The organism is Noviherbaspirillum agri (assembly GCF_054780595.1).
In genome coordinates, this window is record NZ_BAAGWA010000001.1 from 262,209 (window position 1) to 275,134 (window position 12,926).

At 61.6% G+C, this 12,926-nt stretch carries 9 protein-coding genes; 2 read left to right on the forward strand and 7 right to left on the reverse strand.

The annotated features are described in order from the left end of the window. Positions 1-32 precede the first annotated feature (32 nt). Genes ACYVIA_RS01055 through dsrO form a run of 3 tightly spaced genes read right to left on the reverse strand, consistent with a single transcriptional unit; the run spans position 33 to position 4,941 of the window. Positions 33-3,119 carry a molybdopterin dinucleotide binding domain-containing protein gene (locus tag ACYVIA_RS01055; protein WP_460837034.1) on the reverse strand — a complete coding sequence of 1,029 codons (3,087 nt, stop codon included), beginning with the start codon at positions 3,117-3,119 and terminating at the stop codon, positions 33-35. A gap of 11 nt (positions 3,120-3,130) precedes the next feature. Further along, a complete protein-coding gene (nrfD, locus tag ACYVIA_RS01060; protein ID WP_460837036.1) occupies positions 3,131-4,210 on the reverse strand; it encodes an NrfD/PsrC family molybdoenzyme membrane anchor subunit in 1,080 nt (359 codons plus the stop codon). A 2-nt stretch (positions 4,211-4,212) separates the two neighbouring features. Further along, a complete protein-coding gene (gene dsrO / locus ACYVIA_RS01065; protein WP_460837038.1) occupies positions 4,213-4,941 on the reverse strand; it encodes a sulfate reduction electron transfer complex DsrMKJOP subunit DsrO in 729 nt (242 codons plus the stop codon). Between the two features lie 510 nt (positions 4,942-5,451). Between dsrO and ACYVIA_RS01070 the strand changes: the two genes are divergently transcribed. Further along, a complete protein-coding gene (locus ACYVIA_RS01070; protein ID WP_460837040.1) occupies positions 5,452-6,789 on the forward strand; it encodes a sensor domain-containing protein in 1,338 nt (445 codons plus the stop codon). A gap of 92 nt (positions 6,790-6,881) precedes the next feature. On the opposite strand, the gene pbpG is transcribed toward ACYVIA_RS01070, so the two are convergent. From pbpG to ACYVIA_RS01085, 3 genes are all read right to left on the reverse strand, one after another. After that, positions 6,882-7,994 (reverse strand): D-alanyl-D-alanine endopeptidase, encoded by a 1,113-nt coding sequence (gene pbpG, locus ACYVIA_RS01075; protein WP_460837041.1) that lies wholly within the window; start codon positions 7,992-7,994, stop codon positions 6,882-6,884. Positions 7,995-8,567: 573 nt separating this feature from the next. Further along, positions 8,568-9,890 carry an ATP-binding protein gene (locus tag ACYVIA_RS01080; protein WP_460837044.1) on the reverse strand — a complete coding sequence of 441 codons (1,323 nt, stop codon included), beginning with the start codon at positions 9,888-9,890 and terminating at the stop codon, positions 8,568-8,570. Beyond that, entirely contained in the window at positions 9,890-10,549 is a 660-nt protein-coding gene (locus tag ACYVIA_RS01085) for a response regulator (protein ID WP_460837047.1), read from the reverse strand. Before ACYVIA_RS01085 ends, ACYVIA_RS01080 begins: the two co-directional genes overlap by 1 nt. A gap of 248 nt (positions 10,550-10,797) precedes the next feature. Between ACYVIA_RS01085 and ACYVIA_RS01090 the strand changes: the two genes are divergently transcribed. After that, positions 10,798-12,492 carry a SulP family inorganic anion transporter gene (locus tag ACYVIA_RS01090; protein WP_460837049.1) on the forward strand — a complete coding sequence of 565 codons (1,695 nt, stop codon included), beginning with the start codon at positions 10,798-10,800 and terminating at the stop codon, positions 12,490-12,492. 35 nt (positions 12,493-12,527) lie between these two features. Here the strand turns inward: ACYVIA_RS01090 and ACYVIA_RS01095 are convergent, their stop codons facing one another. Continuing rightward, positions 12,528-12,692, reverse strand: a complete 165-nt coding sequence (locus tag ACYVIA_RS01095) for a hypothetical protein (RefSeq protein ID WP_460837050.1) — start codon at positions 12,690-12,692, stop codon at positions 12,528-12,530. Between the last annotated feature and the right edge of the window lie 234 nt (positions 12,693-12,926).

The following is a 12,926-nucleotide window of genomic DNA, read 5'->3' on the forward strand; positions in this document are numbered from 1 at the left end:
GAGGTATCTGTCAGTTGGTAACTGTCCGCTGCTCAGGCCCTCCTGATCTTCGCCGGCAAACCGTTCCGCACCGAGGTGCCGGAGATGGCATCCACCCAGGGCGCCTTGTCGGGCCGGGTCGGATCCATCAGGCCGATGTCGTTGATGTTCACGCCAGCGGCCAGACGCTTGTCCTCGGGTTGCCGATTGCGACCGATGCGGTGTGCGCGCGCACCAAGCTCCTTGTGCCCGAAGCCGTGCTCGAATGCGGCCACGCCGGGCGTGATGCCTGCGTGGATCATCACGCGCGCCTTCAGGCTGCCGCCCGGCGTGGTGATCTCGGTCAGGTCGCCCATTTCCAGCTTCAGTCGTTTTGCATCATCCGGATGGATCAGCACCGGGTTTTCCGGATGCACCGCGAGCAGGCGGGTGGCACCGATGGAGTAGGGGTTCTGCAGCGCGGACTTGTAGCTCACCAGTTGCAGCGGCCACTCGCTGGCGGGGTAGATCTTCCGCACCGGCGTGCCGTCGGCAAAGGCGGGTTCGCTCCAGCCGGCGCAGCCGCGGTTGCGCTTGCCGTTCAGGCTGTTCTTCGAGCTGCCGACGTTCTCGTTCCACAGATGGGACATTGGTTTCATCGGATTGCGCATCCACTCGTCATTTTCCTCATCAAAGGCATCCTTGGCCGGCTGGTAGCGGCCGCCGCGGCTGAGCAGGAAGGCCACCTTGCCGACTTCCTCGGGTTTGAGCGTTTTCTCCAGCAGCGGGCGGATGCGTTCGACGCCGGACAGGAGGATGTCTTCCGAAGTCGCATCGGCCACCGGCTCCTTGCCTTGCCACGCGATGTTAGCGCCGCCGCGCAGGTACCAGTCTTCCGGCGTGTTCAGCGGATAGCTGTGGCCTTCGGTGTCGGCAAGTGCCGCATCGCCGAAGCCCGGCAGTTTCATTTCCTTTGCCAGTGCGATGAAGAAGGTCTCCATGCCGATCGCGTGGCCGTCCGGCGTTTTCTGCGCCTTCGGTTCGATCACCGGCCAGCGCGCACCCATCGACTTGGTCGGCACGCCGTTCCAGGCGGCGACCCAGCCCCAGCTTTCATACATCAGCGAATCCGGGATGATGTAATCGGCGTACGCGTTGCTCTCGTTGATGAAGGGGTCGACCGAGATGATCAGCGGCAGTTTTGCCGGATCGGCCAGATCTTTCGCGATCCGGCTGCGCAGGCCGGGGATGCCGTACAGCGGATTGGACGACCACAGCACCAGTGCCTTTAATGAGTACGGGTAGCCGCGCAGTCCTCCGGGCAGCAGTTCAGTGGTGAGCCCCGGCGCATTCGGGAACCACGGCGCCTGTGCCGGATAAGGTTTGCCTTCCGCCTTGCGTGCGGCAAACTCGGAACTCTTCTCGTAGGGAACATTGCGTCCCAGCGGCGTGCCGCTCGGCTTGACCATGCCGGCAAACGTGTCGAGGTTGTAGCGCGGGCCTTCGCCGTCGAACTTGAAGCCGCCGCCGTTGGCGACGAAGCCACCTTTCCAGTTGATGTTGCCGAGCAGGGCGTTGATGCTCATCAGCGCGTAGGCGTTATAAAAACCGCTACCACTCATCATGCCGCCGTGCGCGATGACTGAGGCGCGCTTGCCATGCGACGACAGCTCCTTCGCCAATGCAGCGAGCGTGTCGGCGTCGATGCCACAGGCATCGGCATAGGCTTTCATGTCGAGGCGCATTGCTTCTTCGCGCAGCAGCTGCAGTGACGACTTGACGCGCACCTCCTTGTCGCCGACGTTGAGCGCGGTGTCGACGAACAGTTGCGCCGGGCCGGTTGCCTTGTCATGGAACACGGGCTTGCCGTCCTGGTCGAGGCAGACGAAGGCGTCGCCGTCCTTGTAGCGCTGGTCTTCCGGCAGTTCGACGCCGAGGTCAGAAGCGCGCAGCATGCGGCCTTCGCGCGGATGCTTCGGCTCGACGACAACCAGGTGAGTTGCATTGCTGAACGAGGGCTCGCCGTTCTGCTTGGCGAGCGCCGCATTCGGGAAGCTTAGGAAGTGGCTGTCGATACGCTCGTTGTCGAACAGCCAGCGAATGATCGCCATCGCCATCGCACCGTCGGTGCCGGGACGGATCGGCAGCCAGCGTCCGCGGTCGCCCACGGCCTGATTGCTTGCGTGGGTCAGCACAGGGTCGACGACGATGTAGGACAGCTTGCCCTGTGTGCGGGCCTTGGCGATCAGCTTGCCCTGCCGTTTGAACGGATTGCCGGCCTGTCCGGGTGCAGTGCCGACGAACAGCACGAATTCCGCATTCGCAAAATCCGGCTTCCCATGCGGCATTTGCTTGAGGTCGCCGAAGAGGGCGCCCGAGCCGGAACGATAGGCGCCGCCGCAATAGGAGCCATGGCCGAAGAAGTTGATCGTGCCGAAGGACTTGTTGAAGAAGCGGCGGGCAAAGCTTTCACGCCCGTCGTTCACGCTGGAGAGCACCGCGACCTGGTTGGCACGCGGGCCGAGCTCCGGCTTGCTGCTGTCAATCGGGGTCTTCAGGTCGCGCAGCGAAGCGAGGCCTTCGATGACGCCTTCACCGAACAGGTTGCCGCCGTGGACGACTTCCGTGATCAGCTGCTCGAATGAGATCGGCTCCCACTGGCCGCTGTTGCGCGGGCCGACGCGCTTCAACGGCGTCAGCACGCGGTAGGACGAGTTGATCTGCTGCGCGACGGCGTTGCCGCGGCCGCAGACGGTGGAGCGGCCTTCCAGTCCTTTCCCTTCGAAATTCGAGATCGCCTTGAAGCTCTCGCGCACGCTGGCCTTCATCGGCAGGTGCGGGTCCGTCGACAGCGGGCTGTACGGATTGCCGGCCACGCGGATCACCTTGCCCGATGCGCGGTCGATGCGCACCCGCACGCCGCACATCGTGGTGCAGCCGAGGCAGGTGGTGTAGCTGACCTGCTGTGCCGGATTGATGGAGACGTTGCCCTGCGCATCGACGCGGAATTCCGGCGCGGGGGCGTCGCCTGCGGTCTTGTGCTTCGGCTCGTCATGGCCGAGCGCTTTGCCCACCATGCGGCCGGCGGTTTCGGAGAATCCTGCAGCGAAGGCGGCGAGGCCACCGACGGCGAGTACTTGACGACGTTTGCTGATTTTCATGATGGTGCTCCTCAGGCTTCGGCCGGGTCATCCCACGGGATGAAGCTGGTCAGGATGATGTAAAGGGTGAGTGCGAGGCCGGCGGTGCCGATGATGCCCAGCACGCTGGATGGCGTCATGCTCAGGAAGTAGGGCTGGAAAGCGGCGCCAAGCTTGGGAATGCCCTGGCCGCCCATGAAGACGACCCAGCGCACCGCCCAGGTGCCGTGCAGCACCAGCAGTGCCGGCAGGACCAGTGCGTCGCGGCGTGTGCGTGCCAGCCAGATGGTCAACAATGTCGTGCCGACCAGCCAACCGAGCGTGATCACCCAGCCGAGCGAGCCGCGCATGGCAGATAGCGCATCGCTTGCTGCAGCGGAGATGCCTGTGATACCGGAGAGCAGCCAGGCGGCGATCAGTGCCAGTGTCGCCCACTGGCTGACCTCGATCCAGCGGTTGATCAGTGGCGCCGATGCGGTCTTGCGAGACATCGCTTCCAGCAGGCCGGTCATGCCGATGCCGCCGGCGAGCGCGGTCACTGCAAACAGTACCGGCAGCAACGGCGTGTGCCACAAGGGGCGGGCCTGCACCACCATCACTTCCATGCCGGTATAGAGCAGCACCAGCACGGCGCCCAACGTCGCGACCACGGCTGCGGCACGAATCGCGCCAGCGTTGTGGTGACCACCGTAGGCCAGTGCCCGGTACAGGGCGGAGAGGCGCCTGCCGGTATCGGGACGGGCGGCCATGTCGGCCAAGAGCGGGCGCAGGCACAGCCATGCATACAGCATCACGCCGAACAGGTAGAGCGGGATGAAGAACGATCCCCATGCCATCCAGGAGTTGAGGTTGGGGTGCAAGTAGAAGTTCAGGAAGCGTCCCGGCTGGTGCAGGTCGGCCAGCAGCGCGACCGGCGCCACCAGTCCGCAGACCAGCGAAGCCAGCAGCGCCCGGCGCGACACGCCGCGCCAGTTGGCGCGACTGAGCAACAGACCGGGCAGGGACAGGAAGAAGGCGGCGGTGGAAATCCCGATCAGGAAGAAATACTGTACGGCCCACGGCAGCCATCCGGGTTCGCGGGCAAAGCCCATTACTTCGACGACGTTGTTCATGTTCATCCTCCGTGCTGGTTCGGGCGCCACATCATCTCGGCGGCGGAAGCGGTATCGACGCGGCCGTCAAGTTCCTTGTCGAGGCCGATATAGAAGACATGCGGCTTGGTGTTGGCCTCGGGCTTCAACACGCTGGTCTTGCCTTCGGATGCTGCGATGCGACGGCTGATTTCGCTGCCGGGGTCGTTAAGGTCGCCGAAGATGCGTGCGCCGCCGACGCAGGTCTCCACGCAGGCAGGCAGCAAGCCTGCCTCAACGCGGTGGCTGCAGAAGGTGCACTTGTCGGCCTTGCCGGTGTGGTGGTTGATGAAGCGCGCATCGTACGGGCAGGCCTGCACGCAGTAGGCGCAGCCGACGCACTTGTCGCCGTCAACCAGCACCACGCCGTCCTTGCGCTTGAAGGTCGCGCCGACCGGGCAGACCGGGATGCAGGGCGGCTCGTCGCAGTGGTTGCACAGGCGGGGAACCATCGCCACGCCGGACAGGCCCCGCTCGTTGGTGACCGCGTAGGTGGCAACAGTGGTGCGGAACTGCCCTTCGGGCAGTGCGTTCTCCATCGAGCAGGCGATGGTGCAGGCCTGGCAGCCGATGCAGCGCCGCGTGTCGATCAGCATGCCCCAGTGCGGGGTCTTTTCCTCGGTCGCCGCCACGGCAGGTGCCGCCAGGCCCGCGGTCACGGCCGGCAACGCTGCCAGAAAGGCGCGCCGGGAAGGGTTGGGTTTCGTGCTCATGCGAAGCTCCTTGGTCATTACGGGCTCAGCATATGCCTCTGGGCAATGGCGGGAAATTGGAAGAAACGTGCATTGCTATAGGGAAAAATACCTATATTGCGTTCGTGGTCATTACTTGGACGCGGTCGCCGGGTGTACTGCAAAAGTGTGTGCCGGCCGGGAAGCAGCAGGACTACAATGAAAAATTGATATCTTTCGCTGGAAAGGAAACGTCATGCGCCTGTCAGGAGAATATTTCAGACTCGCCGGTGGGCGACAAGGGCCCAGCGTTAGCGAGCTCGGCGAACTCCGCGAATTCCGAGAACTGATCCCGGGCAGAGGAAGCCGTTGATCGAGTTCGCGCAGCAGAACCTGAAGAGAGATAATGAAATGGCCATTTGCCTGTTTGGCGATCACCCGAAGATGGTTCGGCACACGATGTGCCCGCAGGCGATGTTCCCGCAAAATCAGCCGGCCCGGCTGTTTCGGTTACCGGGATTCCGATCGCATTGAGTCTGACTGTCAGGAAGCATGGACGGAAAAAAGAATCCTCCGACGCCGAATATTGTCGACCTGCTGCTCGACGCAGTGGTCATGGTCGATGTTCGCGGCTGCATCGTCTTCATCAGCGCGGCATGCGAGCATATCTTCGGCTACACGCCGGACGAAATGATCGGCCGCACCATGATTGACCTCGTCGTCCCCGAGGACCGCGCAAAGACCTGGGAAGAGGCGATGCAGGTCATGGCAGGCAAACCGCGGATCGGCTTCGAAAACCGCTATGTTCACAAAGACGGGTACCTGGTCCATGTCATGTGGTCTGCCCGCTGGTCCGAGCAGGATCAGTTGCGGATCGGCGTGGCACGCGACATCACGGACCGGAAGCGGGCAGAAGAGATGCAGGCAGCGACCTATGCGATCTCCGAAGCGGCGCATGGCGCAACCGACCTTGTCCGCCTGTTCCGCGAGATTCACCAGATCATTGCCAGGCTCGTCTCCGTGGCTGGTTGTGCTTTTGCCATTCGCGACGCGGCAAAAGGAACGCTTGTTTTCCCCTACCAGATCGACCTGCTCGGAAACGCGCCAGCCATGCAGGACGGATTTGCAAGGAAGATCTGCGCGGAAGTCATGCAGACTGGGCTGCCGATCCTCGTGAACGGTGAGCATGGCTCTTCGCTGCCGCCAAATGCGGCGATGCATGAAGCCAGCGATTCCTGGCTGGTCGTGCCGATGATTTCGCAAAGCGAAACCTTGGGCGCCGTCATCCTCCGGAGCTATCCGGGCACCGCGTACCGGCAGAAGGACAAGGAGCTGATGCAATTCGTCGCAACACAGCTTGCAGCCGCGCTGGACCGGCGCAGGCTGAACGCGGAGCTGCTGCGCGCTGCGCGGCATGACGAACTCACCGGCCTGCCTAACCGTCGGCTGTTCTATGACCGGCTGGCGTCGGCATTGGCGAGAACAAGGCGGCATCACAGCCGCGCGGCGGTGCTCTACATCGATGTCGATGACTTCAAGACGGTCAACGACACGTACGGACACACTGCCGGTGATCGCCTGTTGCAGGAGATCGCCAAGAGGATCCTGCAGTGTGTGCGCGAAGAAGACACCGTCGCTCGTCTTGGCGGGGATGAATTTGCCGTGCTCCTGGAGGAGGTCCGCGAGCCGGATGCCGTCGCGTCCGTTGTGGAAAAGATCCGGTCTGCCGTTGCGCTACCGATAAGTCTGGAGGGCCAGGAGCAGCGCACGCGCCTGAGTATCGGCATCGCGCTCTATCCCGATCACGGCACCACGATCCACCAGCTCCTGGAGCATGCCGACAGGCTCATGTACCAGTCGAAAAAGGAAGGTCGGCATAGCCGGCAGTAGCACCGGAGCGAGCCGGCTTTGCCGTTACAGCTTCTTCAGCACCGGCCTTACCCTGCAGCGGGGAGCGCGCATGGAACAGCGGCAGGCGTGCCTCACATTGAAGGCAGCTTGGTGTTTTCCAGCCATTTGCGCATGCGCCCCGCATCTGCAGCGCGCGAGAACTTTCCTTTCGCATCCAGGAACACCATCACGATGGCGCGGTCGTCGATCATGGTCTGCATCACGAGGCAACGGCCGGCCTCCGAGATATAGCCGGTCTTCTGCAGCACGATATCCCATTGTGGATTGGCCACCAGCCTGTTGGAATTGTGGTACTGCAGCGAGCGGCCGCCAGGTTCGACTTCGTATTCCTTGTTGGTCGAGTACTCGCGAATGATCGGATGCTGCTGCGCGGCGAGAACCAGTTTCGCAAGGTCGCGTGCGCTGGACACATTGCTCCTGGAAAGCCCCGTCGGTTCCACATAGCGCGTATCCGTCATGCCGAGCGTTCTGGCTTTCGTATTCATCGCGGCGACGAAAGCATCCAGTCCGCCGGGATAGTGACGCCCGAGCGCGGATGCGGCGCGGTTTTCGGAGCTCATCAACGCGATATGCAGCATGTTGGCGCGCGTGAGGCGCGAGCCGACGCGAAGGCGTGACGAGGTGTGCTTGAGCCGGTCGATGTCATCGGAGGTGACGGTCAGGACTTCATCCATGTCCTGGCCCGACTCGACCACGACGAGTGCGGTCATCAGCTTCGTAATCGATGCGATCGGCAGTACGGCACCGGAATTCTTTTCAAACAGCACTTCCGAGCTGGTGGGATCCAGCACGAGCGCTGCATTGGAATTGAGATCAAGCGGATCATTCGTCCGGTTCAAGCCTGCGAGGTCGCCGACGGTGCGAACAGGCGGCGCACGACGCACGTATTTCGGCGGCGCTGCATGTACGTAGATGGTCTTGCGCTTGCCGCGCACGATGATGGTTTTCTTGACCAGTCGTCCACGCTTGGCTGCGCTGACCTTCTTGCGCTGGGTTGAATAGGCGCGCAGCTTCTGCTTTGACTTGGCAGCAGTGACTGCGCGTTTTGACTTGGCGGCAGTGACCTTGCGCTTTGCCGGCGCGTACTTCTTGACGATGTGTTTGCGCGCAGAAGCAGTTTTCTTGCCACTGTCCTTCGCCCACGACGCGGACGGAAATTGTATGACCTGCAGTAATAGCAGCATTACTGCAATCAAAAACCTCCCCATGTGTTGCCACTCCTAATGATTCTGATTGTTACTAGATTGCAGTCTAGAAAAAATCATGCATCGGAGCAAGGAAAAAGAAGGCAAAATAAGGCTTTATTGAAAAAAGTTAAAGTGAACTCTCGCAATTCGCCACAGCTTCCGGATCAGTCGCCCAAAAAAAAGCCCCCGTAAAAACGGGGGCTGAAAAAGGCCCGGTAATGACCTCATCGTTCTTGACTCGGTGCCGGCTCTGCAAGGCTGCATTCAGCCGGCACATGAAAATGGATGATCCACACTCGCGCATCGTGAGACTGAGACGCTCCGCAAAAAAAAGCCCGTTCTGTCAATCACAGAACTGCACGGGCTGAATGGGGATTTACCGTCTCAGGCACGGAAGCGACATGTCAATGCAGACGACTGCGTTTTGCTCCATGTGCGCGGGTGCGAAAGATGTTGCCATGGTGCACTACTATGCTTAGGTGGAACTTAAGCCCAGGAATTTTCTGAAGAAATGTCGCGTGGCGGAACGTTCAAGCACTGCGCCGCAATGGCGAATCCCGAAATGCCGGATCAGGCTTTTGCGGACGGTGCCAGCGGGAAGGTGATGCGGACTTCGAGCCCCCCAAGTGAAGCGTCGTGCAACTCGATCGTGGCTTTGTGGTGTTCGGCGATGGTCTTGACGATGGCCAGTCCCAACCCGCTGCCGTTCTGGCTTGTGCCCGGAAGACGATAGAAGCGATCAAAGACGCGTGCACGGTTTGGCGCAGGAATTCCCGGGCCGGAATCCTGGATGCTAAGGGTGCAGGCATCATCCGACGATGAAATATCGATGCGCACCTTGCCACCGTCCGGTGTGTAGCGAACTGCATTGTCGAGCAAGTTGCGGATCATGATGCGCAGGTTTTCCGGACTGCCGGCGACACTTGCATCCGCGCGCGTCCCGAACTGCAGTGCGACATGCCGGGAAGAGGCAAGCGGAGCTACATCGGCAATGGCATGGTCCGCGCAATCCGCCAATGCCACGATCGACTGCTCGGCCGGTTCTGCCAACGGATCCTGCCGCGCCAGGGCAAGCAGTTGTTCCAGGAGGTGGGAGGCACGGTCGACGCCGCCCTGCAGGCGGGCGACAGCCTGCTGGCGCGAGGATTCATCCTTGGTCCGTGCCAGCGTCTGCACCTGCAATTTCAACGCCGTCAGCGGCGTGCGCAGTTCATGGGCGGCATCGGCGACGAAATGCTGTTGCGAGCGCAGGGCTTGCGCCATGCGGATCAACAGCGAATTCAGTTCGCCGACAAGGACGGAGACTTCCTGCGGCACGCCGTCGTCGGACACCGGCTCAAGGGAATCCGCGCTGCGATGGGAGAGTTCATGGCCGATGCGTGTGAGCGGCTGGAGCGCGGTCGTGACCACCCACCATGCAGCCGCAAACAACAGCAGGGCCACCGGGATGATGGGCCATACGGAACGCAATGCGAGGGAGATCGCGCGCTCGCGGCGCGTGTCCGTCTTTTGCGAGACCTGGATCACGCGATGCTCGGTCATCGTCACGTAGTTGCGCCAGTCGCCATTGTCGAGCGTGACAGTCGAGTAACCCAGTTCGCCCCGCTCCGGCAAGGAGCGATAGGCGCGCGACTGGTAGACGCGCACGCCGTCGTCGGTCCAGATCTGCACGACGAAATCGAAGTTGTCGTCGTCCGCGTTGGGCTGCGCGTACCAGTTGGTGTCCTGGAATGCACTGTCCTGCAGGGCCAGTGCCATCTGCTGCATGTGATAGTCAAACAGCTTGTTCGCCTGCTGGGTGGCGGCACGGACAGCCGTTGCAAATTGCAACACCGTGGCAGCAATGATCGCCGCACCGAGCAGCAGGAGAAGGCGAAGGCGAAGCGAGCGCATCAGGTCTTTTCGACCATGTAGCCGACGCCGCGCACATTCACGATGAATTGCGCGCCGAGCTTCTTGCGCAGGCCGTGGATGTAGACCTCGACGGCATTGCTCTCGACATCGCCGCTCCAGCCGTACAGGCGTTCCTCCAGCTGCGCGCGCGACAGGATGGCGCCGGGGCGGGCCACCAGGGCATCGAGGATGCTCCATTCACGCGCGGACAGGATCACCTGCCGTTCGCCGACCAGTACCTGTTTCGTCATCGTGTTGACCGTCACCTCGCCGTTGCGATAGGCATGATCGGTTCCGCCCCGCGCGCGGCGGATAAGTGCATGCAGTCGGGCGAGGAGTTCTTCGAGATCGAAAGGCTTGACCAGGTAATCATCGGCGCCGCTCTTGAGGCCGAGTACGCGCTGGGCGACAGTGTCGCGTGCGGTAATGACGAGCACCGGCATGCTGTTGCCGCGGGCGCGCAGGCTGCGCAGTACGTCGATGCCGTCCTTTTCCGGCAGGCCAAGGTCGAGCAGCAGGGCATCATATGCCTGTGTGCTGACGGCAGTCTCCGCCGCGGCGCCATCCTTTACCCAGTCGATGCCTATGCCTTCGCCTTCCAGGGCAACCTGGATACTTTCGCCGATCATGGCATCGTCTTCAACCAGCAGTATCTTCATTCTCGGTGACTGTGTCAGTGGCTTGGCCCTCGGACTGCATTGCAGCCGAGGCAGCGGGGCTCTGGTGCCGGGCATTGCGGACACTGGATTGTACGCCTGCGATACGATCTCCGGCAGGCGGAATAGCGGCATGAACAGGCCGTTGATCGCATTCGCGCCCGCGCAAACGGAAAGCACGTCGCCGCGATGGTGGCGTATTCCCGTGCATAATGTGCAATCCGCCAGAAAGATTCATAAACCCGCATCCGATGAGAATTCCAATCAGCCTGGCCAGGGCAATGCCATTCCTGCGCTGGCCGCGTCCCACATTGACTTCGCTGCGCAAGGATGCCTGGGCCGGCATCAGCGTCGGGCTGGTATTGATCCCGCAAGCGGTTGCTTACGCACAACTGGCAGGCATGCCTGCGGAAACTGGGCTGTATGCGGCGCTGTTGCCCAGCATTGTCGGCATCCTGTGGGGCTCTTCCGCACTGCTCGCCGTCGGCCCAGTCGCGCTGACCAGTCTGCTCACTTTCGGCTCGCTCGCGCCGTTGGCCAACCCTGGCACCGACACCTGGGTGGGACTCGCGATCTGGCTTTCGCTCTATGCCGGAATCATCCAGTTCCTCCTCGGCGCGTTCCGGTTCGGCCGTATTGCCAATCTGGTATCGCAACCCGTCATGGTCGGCTTCATCAATGCCGCCGCGATCATCATCATTGTTTCGCAATTGCCCGCCTTGCTCGGGATTGCGGTCCTGTCGTCCGAGAGCATCTCTGAAGCATTCCGGGGCTGGCAGGAGGCACCGCTGCAGACTTCCTTGCCGGCGGTATTCGGCGGCATGTCGTTACTGCTGCTGATTGGCGCCAAGCGCTATTTCCCTTCCATTCCGGGAGTGCTGGTGGTGACGGTGCTTGGCATTGTTGCAAGCATGCTGTTCGACTATGCCGGGCACGGCGGCGAAGTCGTGGGAACAATCGAAGCAGGCGTGCCCGGGCTGGTGCTTCCGCCCGCCATTCCGCTTGGCAGTCACCAGGAACTATGGCCGGCGGCGCTGGTGCTGGCTCTCATCAGTTTTACCGAGGCGATGTCGAGTTGCCGCGTCCTTGCTCGCAAGCGGAGCGAGCAATGGGACGAGAACCAGGAGCTGATCGGGCAGGGTCTGGCGAAAGTCATGAGCGGCGCCAGCGGCGCCTTCCCGGTGAGCGGATCCTTCTCGCGGTCGGCGCTGAACCTGTATGCCGGAGCAACTAGTGGGTGGGCCACATTGTTTACATCCCTGTGCGTGCTGTTCAGTTTGCTGTTCCTGACCGACCTGATCTACTACCTGCCGAAGCCGGTGCTGGCAGCCATGGTGATGGTGCCCGTGTTTTCACTGCTCGATTTTTCATCAATGCGCCGCGTGCTGGCCATTTCACGGATGGATGGCGTGATTGCAATCGTCACCTTTACCGTGACGCTGTTTTCGGTGCCGCGCCTGCATTGGGGTGTCGTCGCCGGCGTCGGGTTGACGATGGCAGCCTTTCTGTACCGTCGCACGCAGCCGCGCATTGTCGATGTTGGCCTGCATGACGACGGCACGCTGCGCCACAGAAGCCGATTTGACCTGGAACCGCTCGCGCATGACGTGCTTGCGGTGCGGCTCGATGCCGAGCTCAACTTCCTGACTTCGGCCGCGCTCGACCGCTTCATCAACGAATATTGCCGGGCCAACCCGCAGATACGGCGCGTGCTGCTTTGTTGTAGCGGAATAAACGATATCGACGTCACCGGGATCGATACATTGGTGCTGCTGAGGGGGAATCTGCTCGGCAACGGTATCCAGCTTTACTTGTCCGCTGTGAAGAAACAGGTGTGGGATATGTTGGAAAAGGCGCACTTCATTGATGCGCTTGGGAGGGAGTATTTCTTTTCGACGGATGCTGCGGCGATCTCAGCCTTGTCGAAGGATCCTGCCCGGACATAGCCGGACAGAGTTCTCACACTTGGAACGGCAGCGGATCAGCGACCGCCGAATCGGCCGTAGCGGTCGCGCCTTTCCAGTTCTGCCCGCTGAAGGTGAATGGGGCGTATGGCTTTCGTAATGGTTTGCGCCGCATGAGGCGATTGGCGCTCGTTGTTCGAAACCCCCTTCAGGGTAAAGGGCGTGACTGCTTTGTTTTGCATGGCAATCCTCCGTGCGAAGTCAACATGAATGCGTCGATCAGATGTGGCCATCGTGTCAAGAGGCACAGTAGACGCATGGAAATTCAGCCGAGGCAGTCTCTCACACGATGCTTAGATGAAACTTAATGGCTTTCAGCTGTTCATACATGGATTGCCGGGGCGGAAAAATTGCCGTGAAACGTCGGGCAACGCGTGATGCCAGTAGTGCAAAGCATTCAGCCGCTGTATAGATCG